Source organism: Patulibacter medicamentivorans (genome assembly GCF_000240225.1).
Classification (GTDB): Bacteria; Actinomycetota; Thermoleophilia; order Solirubrobacterales; family Solirubrobacteraceae; genus Patulibacter; species Patulibacter medicamentivorans.
The window spans coordinates 1-15208 of the sequence record NZ_AGUD01000303.1; the positions used below are offsets into that span (position 1 = coordinate 1).

General features: G+C 73.6%; 14 protein-coding genes. 10 read left to right on the forward strand and 4 right to left on the reverse strand.

The window, feature by feature from the left end; translation table 11 throughout:
- The 9 genes from PAI11_RS21465 to PAI11_RS21505 form a co-directional block, all read left to right on the forward strand.
- A partial coding sequence (locus PAI11_RS21465; protein WP_040601317.1) for an Ig-like domain-containing protein occupies positions 1-601 on the forward strand: 601 nt, incomplete at its 5' end.
- A gap of 421 nt (positions 602-1022) precedes the next feature.
- On the forward strand, positions 1023-2198 hold the full coding sequence (urtA, locus tag PAI11_RS21470; RefSeq protein ID WP_050897354.1) for an urea ABC transporter substrate-binding protein: 1176 nt from the start codon (positions 1023-1025) through the stop codon (positions 2196-2198).
- A 165-nt stretch (positions 2199-2363) separates the two neighbouring features.
- Complete coding sequence (gene urtB, locus PAI11_RS21475; RefSeq protein WP_007578661.1) at positions 2364-3254, forward strand: urea ABC transporter permease subunit UrtB; 891 nt, start codon at positions 2364-2366, stop codon at positions 3252-3254.
- Positions 3251-4378, forward strand: coding sequence for an urea ABC transporter permease subunit UrtC (urtC, locus tag PAI11_RS21480; protein WP_007578663.1), 1128 nt, complete (start codon positions 3251-3253; stop codon positions 4376-4378). Before urtB ends, urtC begins: the two co-directional genes overlap by 4 nt.
- Positions 4375-5286: an urea ABC transporter ATP-binding protein UrtD gene (gene urtD, locus PAI11_RS21485; RefSeq protein ID WP_007578665.1), complete on the forward strand. Its 912-nt coding sequence runs from the start codon at positions 4375-4377 to the stop codon at positions 5284-5286. The genes urtC and urtD overlap by 4 nt, the downstream gene beginning before the upstream one ends.
- A complete protein-coding gene (locus PAI11_RS21490; protein WP_007578667.1) occupies positions 5283-5981 on the forward strand; it encodes an ATP-binding cassette domain-containing protein in 699 nt (232 codons plus the stop codon). Before urtD ends, PAI11_RS21490 begins: the two co-directional genes overlap by 4 nt.
- Positions 5982-6561: 580 nt before the next feature.
- The gene (locus PAI11_RS24995; RefSeq protein ID WP_007578669.1) at positions 6562-7239 is read left to right on the forward strand and encodes a TetR/AcrR family transcriptional regulator; all 678 of its coding nucleotides are present in this window, start codon (positions 6562-6564) and stop codon (positions 7237-7239) included.
- Positions 7236-8234, forward strand: a complete 999-nt coding sequence (locus PAI11_RS21500; RefSeq protein WP_007578671.1) for an AurF N-oxygenase family protein — start codon at positions 7236-7238, stop codon at positions 8232-8234. Before PAI11_RS24995 ends, PAI11_RS21500 begins: the two co-directional genes overlap by 4 nt.
- A gap of 59 nt (positions 8235-8293) precedes the next feature.
- Positions 8294-9805 carry an FAD-dependent oxidoreductase gene (locus PAI11_RS21505; RefSeq protein ID WP_007578673.1) on the forward strand — a complete coding sequence of 504 codons (1512 nt, stop codon included), beginning with the start codon at positions 8294-8296 and terminating at the stop codon, positions 9803-9805.
- A 2-nt stretch (positions 9806-9807) separates the two neighbouring features.
- Here the strand turns inward: PAI11_RS21505 and PAI11_RS21510 are convergent, their stop codons facing one another.
- On the reverse strand, positions 9808-10389 hold the full coding sequence (locus tag PAI11_RS21510) for a TetR/AcrR family transcriptional regulator (protein ID WP_007578675.1): 582 nt from the start codon (positions 10387-10389) through the stop codon (positions 9808-9810).
- Positions 10390-10488: 99 nt separating this feature from the next.
- On the opposite strand from PAI11_RS21510, the gene PAI11_RS21515 reads away from it, so the two are divergent.
- On the forward strand, positions 10489-11586 hold the full coding sequence (locus PAI11_RS21515) for an oxygenase MpaB family protein (RefSeq protein ID WP_007578677.1): 1098 nt from the start codon (positions 10489-10491) through the stop codon (positions 11584-11586).
- Between the two features lie 22 nt (positions 11587-11608).
- Here the strand turns inward: PAI11_RS21515 and PAI11_RS25000 are convergent, their stop codons facing one another.
- The 3 genes from PAI11_RS25000 to PAI11_RS21530 all read right to left on the reverse strand — a co-directional run bounded on the left by PAI11_RS25000 (position 11609) and on the right by PAI11_RS21530 (position 15125).
- Positions 11609-12016 (reverse strand): hypothetical protein, encoded by a 408-nt coding sequence (locus tag PAI11_RS25000; RefSeq protein WP_007578679.1) that lies wholly within the window; start codon positions 12014-12016, stop codon positions 11609-11611.
- 188 nt (positions 12017-12204) lie between these two features.
- Entirely contained in the window at positions 12205-13086 is an 882-nt protein-coding gene (gene map, locus PAI11_RS21525) for a type I methionyl aminopeptidase (protein ID WP_040601319.1), read from the reverse strand.
- 71 nt (positions 13087-13157) lie between these two features.
- Positions 13158-15125, reverse strand: coding sequence for a Na+/H+ antiporter NhaA (locus tag PAI11_RS21530; RefSeq protein WP_211656644.1), 1968 nt, complete (start codon positions 15123-15125; stop codon positions 13158-13160).
- Positions 15126-15208 lie beyond the last annotated feature (83 nt).

A 15208-nucleotide genomic window follows, 5' to 3' on the forward strand; every position in this document is an offset into this window, starting at 1 on the left:
GGCGTCGATCGCGGGCTGCGGCGCGCAGCCGCTCGACCCCAGCGGCCGCGCCACCTGCGTCGTCTCGTACCCGGCCCCGGGCGACCATGCGGTCGCGGCGGCCTACGCCGGCGACGACGAGCACCGGTCCTCGGCGACCACGGCGGCCGCCGCGGTCAGCATCGCCGCGCCGGGTGGCGGCGGCGGGGGTGGCGGCGGAGGAGGCACCGGCGGCGGTGGGACCGGGGGAGGCAGCGGGCCGCCGCGCAAGCTCGTCCCGCGGATCGCCAAGGTCGTCGCGGGCGCGCCGGCGGTCGGCTCGTTCGCCTACGTCGTCGTGACCTGCGCCGACAAGCCCTGCCGCGGCACCCTGCGGCTGCGCCTGCGACGGCGGGTCCCGATCGGGCGCCGGTCGCTGGTGGTGCGGGTGACCGTCGCCCACCGCAGCTTCGGGATCGGCGACGGCAAGTCGGCCGTCGTCCGGCTGCGGCTCGACCCGGAGACGACGCGGGCGCTGGCGAGGAAGCGGCGGCTGCCGGTCTCCTACACCGCGTCGGTCAAGGGCGGCAAGACCCGCACCGGGCGGCTGACGCTCGTGCTCAAGCCGCGGCGCGGTCGCTGAGCGGCGCGCCGCTTCGGCGCCGAGCGGCCCGTCACCCGGGGTGAGCCACCCCGGTCCGCCGGGTGAGCGGCGGCCGCGGGTGAGCCGTCGTGGCCCACTAGCACCGCCGTGGGTGAGGTGATCCGCGCCGCCGCCGCCATCGCGGACGCGGCACCTGCTCCATCCGGCCACCGGCGCGGCGACCGCCGGCGCGCAAGCTCCCAGGCGGATCGTGACTCCCCCACCGCCGGCGCCCCTCGCGGCGCCGGCGGGACGGGGTCGCGGCCCGGTCGTCGCGCCGCAGTCGGCGGACGGCCGGACGTCAACCGGTGGCGCGTCGGCGGCGCGCCGCCCGGAACCGATCGAGGGGTTCGTCGTGCAGGCACGACTCAGGCATGGATATCGAACATGGTCGCTGGCGGCGCTGCTGTGCGTCGCGGCGATGCTGCTGGCCGCGTGCGGCAGCGACAGCGGCGACTCCGGCTCCGGCGGGGGTGGTGGCGGCGACACGATCAAGGTCGGCGTCCTGCACTCGCTGAGCGGGACGATGGCGATCTCCGAGGTCTCGGTGAAGGACGCCGAGCTGCTGGCGATCGAGGAGCTGAACGCCGAGGGCGGCGTGCTCGGCAAGAAGATCGAGCCGGTCGTCGAGGACGGCGCGTCCGACTGGCCGACCTTCGCCGAGAAGGCCCAGAAGCTGATCAGCCAGGACAAGGTCGCCGCGACCTTCGGCGGCTGGACCAGCGCCAGCCGCAAGGCGATGCTGCCGGTCTTCGAGCGCAACAAGGCGCTGCTGTACTACCCCGTCCAGTACGAGGGCCTCGAGGCCTCGCCGTACATCTTCTACTCGGGCGCGACCACCAACCAGCAGATCATCCCGGCGCTGGAGTACCTGAAGACCGAGAAGAAGGCCAAGTCGCTCTACCTGGTCGGCTCCGACTACGTCTTCCCGCGCACGGCCAACAAGGAGATCAAGGCCTGGGCCGCCGCCAACGGGGTCAAGGTCCTCGGCGAGGAGTACGCGCCGCTGGGCTCGACCGAGTTCTCGACGATCGTCAACAAGGTCAAGGCCGCCAACCCCGACGCCGTCTTCAACACGCTGAACGGCGACTCGAACGTCGCCTTCTTCAAGCAGCTCGAGGGCGCCGGCCTGCCGGCGACCAAGCTGCCGGTCGTCTCGGTCTCGATCGCCGAGGACGAGGTCCGCGGGATCGGCGCCTCGAAGGTCGAGGGCCAGATCGTGGCGTGGAACTACTACCAGACGACCCCGGGCGCGGCGAACGAGAAGTTCGTCGCCGCCTACAAGAAGAAGTACGGCGCCAAGCGGGTCACCGACGACCCGATCGAGGCCGCCTACCTGCAGGTGAAGCTGTGGGCCGCCGCGGTCGAGAAGGCCGGCTCGACCGACGTCGAGAAGGTCAAGGCCGCCTCGAAGGGCCTGACCTACGACGCCCCCGAGGGCAAGGTCACGATCGACGGCGACAACCAGCACATCTACAAGACCGCCCGCATCGGCGTGATCCAGCCCGACGGCCTGATCAAGACGGTGTGGGAGTCCAAGGGTCCGATCAAGCCGGATCCGTTCCTGAAGACCTACCCCTGGGCCAAGGGGCTGTAGGTCGCGGGACACCACCGCGGGGAGCGCGCCGGTTGCGCGCTCCCCCGCCGGTGGGTGCGTGGGTGGCCCGGCTGAGGTCGTCGATGGCTCGTCCGAGGTCGTCGGTGGCCCGGCTGGTGCCCACCCATTCTCCCATGCCGCCCGACGTCCTTTCGGAGTCACACCGTGGAACAGCTCTTCTCCCAGATCTTCGTCGGATTGAGCATCGGCTCGATCCTGCTGCTCGTCGCCCTCGGCCTGACGTTCACGTTCGGCCAGATGGGGGTCATCAACATGGCCCACGGCGAGTTCATCATGGCCGGCGCCTACACGACCTACGTCGTCCAGCAGGCGCTCGGCGACGGCGCGACGTCGACCGCCTTCCTGCTCTCGCTGCCGGCCGCGCTGGTCGTCGCCGGGCTGCTGGGCCTGGCGCTCGAGGCGCTGCTGATCCGCCGCCTCTACGGCCGCCCGCTCGACACGCTGCTGGTGACCTGGGGCGTGGCGCTGATCCTCCAGCAGCTCGCCCGCGACCTCTTCGGCGCCCAGAACGTCGAGGTCAAGAGCCCCGGCTGGCTGAACGGCGGCACCGAGGTCCTCGGCGTCGGCGTCGCCTACAACCGGATCTTCATCATGGTCCTGGCGCTCGCGGCGACCGCCGGCGCCTGGTTCGTGGTCAGCCGGATGAAGCAGGGCCGGCGGATGCGGGCGGTGATGCAGAACCGCCAGCTGGCGGCCGCGTCCGGGATCGGCACCGCCGCCGTCGACCGCCGCACCTTCTTCCTCGGATCGGGCCTGGCCGGCGTCGCCGGGGTCGCGATCACGCAGCTGGGCTCGGTCGGGCCGACGCTCGGACAGAACTACATCGTCGACGCGTTCCTGGTCGTCGTGGCCGGCGGCCTCGGCAAGCTCCGCGGGGCGGTGATCGCCGCGCTGGTGCTGGGCCTCTGCAACTCGCTGATCGAGTACTGGACGGAGGCGAGCCTGGCCAAGGTGATCGTCTTCGTGCTGATCGTGGCGTTCCTGCAGCTGCGGCCGCAGGGGATCGTCGCCCAGGAGACGAGGGGTCTCGCATGAGCGCCTTGCTGGCCACCGTCCGACGGCGGGTCGTCGGCCCGCGCGAGGAGCTGCCCGCGCGGATCGCCTTCGCGATCGTCGCCTTCCTGCTGATCGTCGTCGCGCCGTCGATGCTGAGCGACTTCCGCCTCGGCCTGCTGGCGAAGTACCTGGTGTTCGCGATCGTCGCGGTCGGGATCGCCCTGGCCTGGGGCCGCGGCGGGATGCTCGTCCTCGGCCAGGGCCTGTTCTTCGGGCTCGGCGGCTACGCGATGGCGATGCACCTGCAGCTCGCCGAGGCGCCCGACGGCCAGCCGCCGGCGTTCATGACGCTGACCGGCGCCGAGCACGTGCCCGGCATCTGGGGCCCGTTCGAGTCGACCGCGTTCACGCTGGCGATGGTGGTGCTGCTGCCGATGCTGGCGGCCACGCTGCTCGGCCTGCTGGTCTTCCGCAGCCGGGTCCGGGGGCCGTACTTCGCGATCCTGACCCAGGCGCTGGCGGCCGCGTTCGTGATCTTCCTCGTCGGCCAGCAGCAGTTCTCCGGGGGGACCAACGGCCTGACGGTGATGACCTTCTTCGGGCTCGACCTGGCGGACCCGGACGACAAGCGGACGCTCTACCTGATCGTGGTGGCGGTGCTGGCGCTGGTCTTCCTGATCGGCCGCCAGCTGGTCCGCAGCCGCTACGGGCGGCTGCTGGTCGCGGTCCGCGACGCCGAGGACCGGGTCCGGTTCCTGGGCTACGACCCGACGCTGGTCAAGGTCGTGGCGTTCGCCGCCTCGGCGGGGATGGCGGGCCTGGCCGGCGCGCTCTTCGTGCCGGTCGTCGGGATCATCTCGCCGGCGTCGCTGGGGATCGTGCCGTCGATCGAGATGGTGATCTGGGTCGCGGTCGGCGGGCGCCTGTCGCTGGCCGGGGCGATCGCCGGCGCGGTCCTGGTCAACTACGCCAAGACCGAGCTCTCCGAGCAGCTGCCGTCGGCGTGGCTCTACGGCCAGGGGCTGCTGTTCGTCGTCGTGGTGGCGTTCGCGCCGCGGGGGATCGCGGGGATCGGCGAGTGGCTGCGGGAGAACCGCGGCCGGTTGCGACGAGGCCGCGACGCCACGCCGGCGGCCGCGACGACGGTGGAGGAGGGCGCATGAGCCCGCAGCCGACCCCGCCCCGCGCCGAGGGCGATCCCGCGATCCGGCCCCGCCACCCGAGCGACCCGCCGCAGACCCCGCCCGAGAAGGCCGGCGAGCCGCTGCTCCGGATCCGCGGGCTCGGCGTCCAGTTCGGCGGCTTCCACGCCCTCACCGACGTCGACTTCGACGCCCGCGAGGGCGAGGTCCACTTCCTGATCGGGCCCAACGGCGCCGGCAAGACGACGCTGGTCGACATCATCACCGGGCTGACGAAGCCGACCACCGGCTCGGTCAGCTTCGACGGCCAGCAGCTGGTCGGCCACAAGGAGCACCGGATCGTCCACTTCGGCGTCGGCCGCACCTTCCAGGCCGCGACCGTCTTCGAGGCGCTGACGGTGGGGGAGAACCTGGACCTGGCCGCCAGCTACCGGCTCGGCCTGCGGCGGCTGCTGCGCCAGCCGAGGGGGCACGCCGACGCGGTCGTCGAGGCGCTCGAGGTGACCGGCTTGGCGGACGAGGTCGACAAGTCCGCCGGCGCGCTCGCCCACGGGCAGAAGCAGTGGCTGGAGATCGGGATGCTGCTCGCGCAGGGCCCGCGGCTGCTGCTGCTCGACGAGCCGGTCGCCGGCATGAGCCCGGACGAGCGGACCCGGACGGGCGAGCTGATCCGCTACCTGGCGCGGGGCCGCACGGTGCTGGTGGTCGAGCACGACATGGACTTCATGCGCCGCTTCGCCGACCGGGTCACGGTCCTGCACGAGGGCCGGATCCTGCGGGCCGACGCGACGGTCGCCGAGGTCCAGGCCGACCCGACGGTCCAGGAGGTCTACATCGGCCGCGCGCGGGACGACCGCAACAGCGCCGGCCGCAGCGGGGCCGCCGCCGCAGGAGCCCCGGCGGCGTCCGACGACGAGGAGGCAGCATGAAGCTCACCGCCAGCGACCTGCAGGTCGCGCACGGCCGGACGCAGGTCCTGTTCGGCGTCTCGCTGGAGCTCGAGGAGGGTGGCAGCTGCTGCGTCCTCGGGCGCAACGGCGCCGGCAAGACCTCGCTGATGAACGCGATCATGGGCGTGCTGCCGACCAAGGCCGGGCGCGTGCTGCTCGACGACCGCGAGATCACGTCGCTGTCGCCGTGGGACCGGGTCCGCGCGGGCCTCGGCTACGCGCCCCAGGAGCGCTCCGGCTTCGGCGGGATGTCGGTGCTGGAGAACCTGCAGGTGGTCCTGGAGACCCGCCGCGACGGCAGGCGGTCGGAGATCGACGAGGTCCTCGACCTGTTCCCGCGGCTGAAGCCGCTGCTGAAGCGGCCGGCGACGTTCCTGTCGGGCGGCCAGCGCCAGCAGCTGGCGATCGCGCGGGCGCTGCTGACCAAGCCGCGGCTGCTGCTGCTCGACGAGCCGACCGAGGGCATCCAGCCGTCGATCGTGGCCGAGATCGAGGAGGCGATCCTGGCGCTCCGCGACCGCGACGGGATCGGCCTGCTGATCGCCGAGCAGTACGTCGAGATGGCGCTGCGGATGGCCGAGGACTACGTCGTCCTCGAGGCCGGCAACGCCGTCGCGGCCGGCAGGACCGCGGACATGGACGAGGCGGCGGCGGGCCGGCTGCTGGCGATCTGAGCGGGGGGTGGCGCCGCGGCCGGGTCGGGCCGCGGCGCCGGCGGGCCGTTCGGCTCGGTCGCTGGACGCGGTGGGTCGCGTGTCGGTGGGCGGGGGCGGCGGGTGGCGGGCTGCGGCGGCCGGGGGCGTCGGTGGTGGGCGCGGGGTGCGGCAGCCGGGGGCGCGCGCGGTGGGCGCGGGAACTGGCGACCGTTGAATCGTCGTCTCGGGACGACCCCGAGGCCGAGATGGCGGTTCGACGTTCCTGAGGCGTCGAATCGCTGCTTCGGTGGCGGAGGTACGGCGAGATGACACGAGGCCGGGGCGCAAGCGGGGCGCCCGATCGCGGATCGCCCGCCGAGGCCGGCGTCGCGGAGCCCGTCGGATGGGCACGTGGCCCGCAAGCGCGGCGACCGGCCCGAGCGGCGGTCGCCGGCCGCCTCAGCTCACCGATCCATCCCCGCCCCGCCGATCCGCCCGCGCCGCGCCCGCCCGGCCGATCGCGCCCTACGCTACGGATCCGTAGCTGGGTGTTGACATCTGACGTTGTCAGCTCCATCATCCTGACACCCATGGTTGTCGGGAATCGAGAGGACCGCGGATGAGCGCGTCCGAGCTGGTGCGTCCGTGGCGGGGCAAGAGCCCTGAGCAGCGCGTCGCCGAGCGGCGCGAGCAGCTGCTCGACGCCGCCCTCGAGGTCTTCGCGACGCAGGGCTTCCACCGCTCGCGGGTGCGCGACGTCTGCCGTCAGGCCGGCCTGACGGAGCGCTACTTCTACGAGTCGTTCGCCGGCAAGGAGGCGCTGCTGATCGCGCTCGCCGAGCGGATCGTCGCCGACCTGCTGGCAGCCGCCGCTCCGGGGATCGCTCTGGTCGAGCGCGACCTCGACGCCGCGGTCGACGCCGCCTCGGGCGCGGTCGTCCGCTCGCTGACTGACGACCCGCGCCGGGCCCGGATCCTCTTCGTCGAGGTCGTCGGCGTCAGCCGCGAGATCGAGGACCAGCGCCGCGCGATCATCGGCGGGCTGGCCGGCGTCGTCCGCGCCGCTGCGGCGCAGGCCTTCGGGCCGTGGGTGCTCGAGTCGGTCGAGACCGAGCTGATCAGCCGCGCCGTGATCGGCGCGGCGCAGGAGCTGCTCGTCGCGCACGTGCGCGGGGAGCTGCCGCTCGATCAGGACGACCTGATCGTGAACTTCGGACGGGTGTTCCGGCAGGCGGGGCCGATCGTGGCCGCGATGGCGGGGCAGCAGGACATCGAACGAGCAGGGAGCAGGACATGACCGTCACGACCGCACCGCGGAGCCGCGGCTTGGACCCGGACTACGAGGCGATGCTGCAGACGCTGTCGGAGGGCTCGGTGCACGTGCACTTCGACCCCTACGAGGACATCGCCTGGGACGCGCCGGAGATGACCATCGATCCCCGGGACCCGCGCTGGATCCTGCAGCCGGCGGTCGACCCGCTGGGCGCGACCGCCTGGTACGCCGCCCAGTCGCGCGAGCGCCAGATCGAGATCGGCCGCTGGCGCGTGATGAACGCCGTCAAGGTCGGCGGGTCGTTCGAGAGCATCCTGATCCGCGGGCTCATGCACTACGCGATGGGCCTGCCCAACGGGTCGCCCGAGTTCCGCTACTGCCTCCACGAGATGACGGAGGAGTGCAACCACATCCAGATGTTCCAGGAGCTGGTCAACCGCTCCGGGGCGGACGTGCCGGGCATGCGCACGTGGTTCCGCGCCGCGTCGCCGGTGATCGGCCTGGCCGGCGGCTACCTGCCGGTGATCCTGATGATCGGGATCCTGGCCGGCGAGGAGCCGATCGACCACTACCAGAAGTCGATCCTCCGCGAGGGCATCGAGATGCCGCCCGCGGTGCTGCGGACGATGGAGATCCACATCGCCGAGGAGGCCCGCCACATCTCGTTCGCCGGCGAGTTCCTGCGGCTGCGGATCCCGCGGCTGAGCCGGACGGAGCGGGCGATCGTGTCGGTCGCGTTCCCGATCATCATGCGCTGGCTGGCCGGCGAGATCATGACCCCGCCGCGCGCCTTCCAGCGCCGCTTCGAGATCCCGCGGGAGGTCTTCCGCGAGGCGTTCTGGCAGAGCCCCCACTCGCGGCGGATCATGGCCTCGTACTTCGGCGACATGCGCGCGCTCGCGACCGAGACGGGCCTGATGAACGCCGCCAGCCGGCGCGTCTGGCGGCGGATGGGCATCGACGGCGAGCCGACCCGCTATCGCGGCGAGCCCGACCGCCGCGCCGACCTGGTCGCCTAGGTGACCCCGGTCCCGGCCCCCGGCCCCCGCGACGCGACGAGCGAGCGAGGGAGCCGCTGATGCCCCACGTCGTCACGCAGTCCTGCGTCGGCGACGGGTCGTGCGTGCACGCCTGTCCCGTCAACTGCATCCAGCCGACGCCGGACGATCCGGCGTTCGAGCTGGCGGAGATGCTCCACATCGACCCCGCGACCTGCGTCGACTGCGGCGCCTGCGTCACCGCCTGCCCGGTCGACGCGATCAAGCCGCACGCGCAGCTGGACGAGCACGAGCGGGCGTTCGAGCTGATCAACGCCGCCTACCACCGCGTCCCGCGCAAGCGGGCGCTGCTGGCGCCGGTGCGACCGCGGCTGACCGTCCGCGACCGCGGCCAGGCGCTGCGGGTGGCGATCGTCGGCTCCGGCCCGGCGGCGATGTACGCCGCCGAGGAGGTCCTCACGATCCCCGGCGCCCAGGTGTCGGTCTACGAGCGGCTGCCCCAGCCCTACGGCCTCGTGCGCACCGGCGTCGCGCCCGACCACCGGCGGACCCGGCGCGTCAGCCACCAGCTCGATCGCATCCGCCAGCGGCCGGGGCTGACGATGCACCTGGGCACCGAGGTCGGCCGCGACGTCAGCCACCAGCAGCTGCTCGACGGCCACCACGCCGTGGTCTACGCCGTCGGGGCCGCGTCGGACCGGCGCCTCGACGTGCCGGGCGCGGAGCTGCCGGGCGTGCTGTCGGCCACCGAGCTGGTCGGCTGGTACAACGGCCACCCCGACCATGCGGACCGCGTCGTCGACCTGTCGCACCGGCGGGCGGTGGTGATCGGCAACGGCAACGTCGCGCTCGACGTCGCCCGGATCCTGACCGTCGATCCCGACGCGCTCGCCGAGAGCGAGATCGCGCCGGCGGCCCTCGACGCCCTCCGCGCCAGCCGGATCGAGGAGGTCGTCGTGGTCGGCCGCCGCGGCCCCGAGCACGCGGCCTTCACCCTGCCCGAGCTGGTCGGGCTGCGCGCGACCCCGGGCGTGACGCTCGGCGTCGCGGCCGAGGACCTGGCCGGCGTGCCCGGCGACGACCCGAAGCTCGAGCTGCTGCGGACGCTCGCGCCGCCGGCCAGCGCCGGCCGGCGGATCACGCTCCGCTTCCGGCTCGCCCCGCAGGCGATCGCCGGCGACGATCGGGCCGGGGCGGTCGAGCTGGCCGTCGCCGGCGGGCCCGCCGGCCAGCGGATCGAGGCCGGCCTGGTGATCACGTCGATCGGCTACCGCGGCCTGCCCGTCGCCGGCCTGCCGTACGACGCGGACGCCGGGATCGTCCCCAACGACGAGGGGCGCGTCGTCGACCCGGCGACGGCCGCGGTCGTGCCGGGCAGCTACGTCGTCGGCTGGATCAAGCGCGGCCCGACCGGCTTCATCGGCACCAACCGCGCCTGCTCGCAGGACACGATCGCGGCGCTCGTCGACGACTACAACGCCGGGCTCCTGCCGGCCCCGGCCGCGGCGCCGGTGGCGACCGAGCCGCCGCCGGTCGCGCGCCGGGGAGGGCTTCGCCACCTGACGCGCCGGGCGCTCGCCGGCAGTCGCTGACCTCAGGGCCGCAGCGATCCGAGCACGGCCTGGACCGTCGCGACCAGCCGCTCGACCTCGAAGCGATCGGGGTCCTCGACGATCAGGCGCCCGAAGTGCTCGAGGATCGCCATCAGCGCGTGCGAGACGATCTCGGCGTCCAGGTCGGGGCCGCCGCGCAGCGCCAGGCCGGCCTCCAGCAGCACCGCGATCCGCTCGCGGACGACCTCGCGGTCACGGGCGATCCGCTCGCGGACGGGCGTCGGCGTGCCCTCCGGGGCCAGCAGGATCGGCCGCCAGGTCAGCGGGTCGCCGCCGACGATCTCGACCAGCCGGCGGACGGTGGCGGCGACGAAGGCGTCCGGGTCCTGCAGGTCGAGGTCGAGCGGCAGGACGCCGGTCACCTGCTCGAGCGCGCGCCGCTCCTGGCGCTCGAGCAGCGCGTAGAGCAGCGGCTCCAGTCCGTCGAAGGCCCCGTAGACGACCGGGCGCGTGACGTCCGCCTCGCGCGCGATCGCGTCGATCGAGAGCCGCCCGTAGCCGTCGCGGGCGATCACCTGGATCGCGGCGTCGAGCAGCTGCTCGCGGCGCTGCTCGATCGGCATGCGCGGGGTGTAGGGGCGACGGGTACCGGCCATCTCGCTGCCCGTGAGCGTCCCAGAAACTCCTCCGACCCGAAAGCTACGGTCGTGTAGTATTGCTCCATGGCACTGACGCTGCGCAAGCGCGAGCCGGTCGCTCCGCACGAGGACCACGGCTTCTTCGGCCCCGACTCGGTCACCTGGCGGGTCTGGAGCTACCCGACATCGCTGACCGTCGGCTTCCAGCGCGCGGTCGTGATCGAGGAGCTCGATCCGGCCCTGGTCGCCGCCGTCGACGCGACGAAGGACATCCGCTACCGGCCGCGGACCCGCTACGACCGCACGCTGCGGTATTTCGCGCTGGTCGCCTTCGGCAGCACGCGCGCGACCAGCAAGGCCGCCGACGTGCTGGTCAAGGTCCATTCGAAGGCGATCGGGACCGAGCCGCTCAGCGGTAACCGCTACGACGCCAACGATCCCCACTCGCAGCTGTGGATCCACCTGACCGCGTGGCACTCGATCCTCTACGCGTACGAGCGCTACGGCCCCGGCCGGCTCTCGCCGCAGGACGAGGCCCGCTACTGGGAGGAGTGCGCGATCGCCGCCGAGCTGCAGACCTGCGACCCGGCCGACGTCCCGCGCTCGCGGGAGGGGATCCGCGAGTACTTCGCCCAGATGCGTCCGCGGCTGGCGGGGTCGGAGGTCGCCCAGTCGACGATGGACCACCTGCTCAACGCCGAGGTGATGCTGGCCCCGACCCCGCGGGTGCTGGCGCCCGCCCGGTGGGTGGTCAACAAGGTCCTGCGGGTCGCGACGATCGCGACGATGCCGCACTGGATGCGCAAGATGGCGGGCCTGCGCCAGCCGCGGGCGCTCGACGTGCTGGTGCGGCCGCTGATGCGGCTGAGCTTCGCCACCGTCCACCTGAGCCGCCGGCTCGAGCTGCTGGCGCTGGGGCTGCTGTCGCCCGCGACCGTGCCGGTGGTCGCGCCGATCCTGCTCGGCGTCGCCCCCGAGCGGCCCGAGACGCTGACGCCGGCCGAGGCCCGCGAGCGCTACGGCTACGAGCGGCCGGCCGAGGCCCACCGGGCGTGGCGGGCCAAGCAGCGCGCCCGGGTCTTCGAGCGGGGCGAGGCGCCGAGCGACGCCGGTCTGCTCGAATCCGAGGCGGTGCTCGGCTCGATGGCCGCGGCGGGACCGCCGGTGGCGACCGGCGACTGAGCCGGTCGCGACGGGCGATCGATCAGGCGCAGCGGCGGGTGGCGAAGCCGTCGGTGCCGGTGTGGACGTAGGCGTCGCTGACCCAGCCGCCGCCGATGATCTTGTTCCAGATGTTCGAGCGGCCGTAGGTGCCCGAGACCCACGAGCGGGTCCGCTTCTGGCAGATGATCCGCACGTAGCTGCCGTTCCTGACCTGGCGAATCTGGGTCGACCCGTAGCTCGGACGGGCGCGGACGCCGAGCGTCCAGCCCTTCGCGACCTTGACCTTGGCCGGGATCGTGTTCGGCGGCGGGCACGGGGTGCCGTCGTCGTCGATGCAGCGGGCCTGCGACGTGGCCGGCAGCGTCAGGGCGGCAGCCGGGGCAGCGGCCAGGGCGGCGACGACGGCCAGCGCGACGTGGCCGCGCCGCGAGAGGGCGATGGAGGACATGGGGAACTCCTCGGGAGGTGCGGGACGGGGGACGCGGAGCGGTCCGCGGTGCCGGTCCGGGAGCGGGCGATCGGTGCCCGGGCCGGCGACAGGGAGGACCCTAGGCGCGGGCCGGTCGCCCTGGCGAGGGCGTTCTCATCCGACTCTCACGAGCGATGAGGGACCGTGAGGGCGGCCCCCGCCGCGCGTCACTCGCCGACGTGTCGGGTCAGGACCTCGACGCCGCTCTCGGTGACGAGCACCGTGTGCTCCTCCTGGGCCGAGCGCTGGCCGTCGACGGTGACCGCGGTCCAGCCGTCCTCGTCCCAGATCCGGGCGTCGGGCGAGCCGAGGTTCAGCATCGGCTCGATCGTGAAGGTCATGCCCGGGAACAGCCGGTCGGTCGCCCGCCGGTCGTAGTTGTGGGGAACGTGGAGCCCGTCGTGGAAGTCGGGGCCGATCCCGTGGCCGCCGAACTGGGTCACGATCCCGTAGCGGTTGCGGACGACCTTCTCGATCGCCCGGCCGATGTCGCGCACCTGGCCGCCCGGCTTGACGGCCGCGATCCCGGCCTCGAGCGCGCGCTTGGTCGCGTCCATCAGGTCGCGCGAGCGCTGGTCGACCTCGCCGACCGCGAAGGTCTGGTTGAGGTCCCCGTGGACCCCGTCGACGTAGGCGGTGACGTCGATGCAGACGATGTCGCCCTCGTACAGCTGCGTGTCGAGGTCGGGGATCCCGTGGCAGATGACCTCGTTGATCGAGGCGCAGATCGACTTCGGGTAGTGGTGGTAGTTGAGCGTCGACGGGTAGGCGCCGCGGCTGATCATCAGCTCGTGGGCGATCGCGTCGAGCTCGTCGGTGGTCACGCCGGGGGCGATCGCGGCCGCGACCGCGGCCAGGGCGTCGCTGGCGATCGCGCTGGCGTGGCGCATCCCCTCGAGCTCGGCCGCCGTGCGCGGTCGCGGGCGCTTCGGCGCGGGCGGCTCGCCGAGCAGCGCGTAGGGCGGCTTGGCGATCTCCTTCGGCACCTTGCGGCGCGGGGAGTGCCGTCCGGGACGCAGGGGCGGGCGGGTCGAAGTCGGAGCGGACACCGCCTTCCAGGGTAGCGCCGGGCCGGCCCGCGGCGGTCGCGGCGGCAGGGCGCTCGGCGGGGCGGCGCCGCTCAGGACCGGACCGGTCGCAGTGCCGCGGCTCGCAGCGCCGCGGCCAGCGCCGCGCCGTCGTAGGCCCCGCGGTGGCGCCGGCCGTTGATGAAGAAGGTCGGCGTCCCCGAGACGCCCGAGGCGTCCGCGCTCTGGACGTCGCGGGCGATCCGGGGCGCGTGGCGGCGGCGCCGCAGGTCGTCGGTGAAGCGCTCGACGTCGAGGCCGAGCTCGGTCGCGTGGCGGTGCAGGTCGGCGATGGTCAGCGCGTCGTGGTCGTGCAGCAGCCGCTCGTGCATCTCCCAGAACGCGCCCTGGGCGGCGGCGGCCTCGGTCGCCTCGGCGGCCATCTGGGCGCCGGGGTGGACGTCGCTCAGCGGCAGGTGCCGGAAGACGTAGCGCAGCTCGTCGCCGAACTGCTCCTGCAGCTCGTGGACGACCGGCCAGGCGTCGCGGCAGTAGGGGCACTCCAGGTCGCCGTACTCCAGCAACGTGACCGGGGCGTCGGGCGCGCCGCGGACGTGGTCGCGGTCCGGATCGATCTCGTCGGAGAGGTCGACGATCTGCGGCGCGGTCCCCTCCAGCTGGCGGGCGCGGACCTCGGCCGGCAGCCGCCGCATCGCCCGCACGGCCAGCCACGCGACCAGCGGCGAGAGCAGCGCGGTCAGCAGCACCCCGACCTTGGCCTGCTCCAGCAGCGCGCCGTCGAACGCCAGCGACGCGACCAGCAGCGAGACCGTGAACCCGACCCCGGCCGACGACGCGGTGACGGCCAGCGCCGGCCAGGTCAGGGTCGGGCGGGTGCCGCCGAACGCGGGGCGGGTGGCGACCCAGGTGGCGGCCAGCACGCCGAGCGGCTTGGCGACCACGAACGCGACGACCAGCCCGATCGTGATCGACGAGGTCGACGCGGCCGACAGCAGGTCGCCGTCCAGGTGGACGCCGGCGTTGGCGAGCGCGAACAGCGGCACGATCACCCGGCTGGTCCACGGGTGCAGCAGGTACTGCAGCCGCTCGTTGGCCGAGATCGCCGCCGTCATGCTGGCGCGCGCCGAGTAGGCCAGCTCCGGGGTCGGCTGCTCGCGGAACGAGCGGGCCAGCTCGGTGGTCCGCTCGAGGTCGTCGCGGGCCGGTGGGTAGGCGCTGGTCACCAGGCCGATCGCGAGCCCGGCGATCACCGGGTCGACGCCCGACTCGAACATCGCCAGCCAGACGCCGAAGCCGGCCAGGATCGCGGTCGGCGCCCGCCAGCTGGTGCCGGCGAAGCGCAGCGCGATCAGCACGCCGAACAGCGCCAGCGCGATCGCGAGCGCCGTCAGCGAGACCGTCTCGGTGTAGGCCAGGGCGATGATCAGCAGCGCCACCAGGTCGTCGCTGACGACCATCGAGAGCAGGAAGACCCGCGCCCGCAGCCCGCGCCCGCGGGTCACCAGCGAGAGCGCGCCGAGCGCCAGCGCGGTGTCGGTCGAGACGGCGGCGCCCCAGCCCGACGCGCCCGGGCCGCCGGCGTTGATCAGCAGGTAGACCGCCGCCGCGACCGCCATCCCGCCGAAGGCCGCCATCGCCGGCACTGCCAGCCGGGCCCGCTCGCGCAGCTCGCCGACGTCGAGCTCGCGCTTGGCCTCGAGCCCGACCACCAGGAAGAAGAGGGTCATCAGGCCCTCGTTGATCCACCCGCGCAGGTCGGTCGACAGCCGGTGGTCGCCGACCGCGATCGTGGCCTTCGTCTCCCACAGCTGCTCGTAGGAGTGCGGGGCGAGGTTGGCCCACAGCAGCGCGAGGGCGATCGCCGCCACCAGGATCAGCGAGCCGCCGATCTCGGCGTGCAGGAAGCCGCGGATCGGCGCGGCGAGGTTGCGTGCCCAGGCGGTCCGCCCGGCGGTGGAGGTCGCGGTGGCCATCGGCAGCGTCGGGTCGGCGCCGACAGTAGCGGACGCCCGGACGGGCCCCTCGGCGGCGACGAGGCCGGCCTCTGTGCGCTGGATCACAGGTCCCCGCGCGATCGTTGACCGGTGAAGCGGCTGTTACTCTCGAACGAGGCGTCGCGGTTCTCTCCGCTCCCTTCCACCGC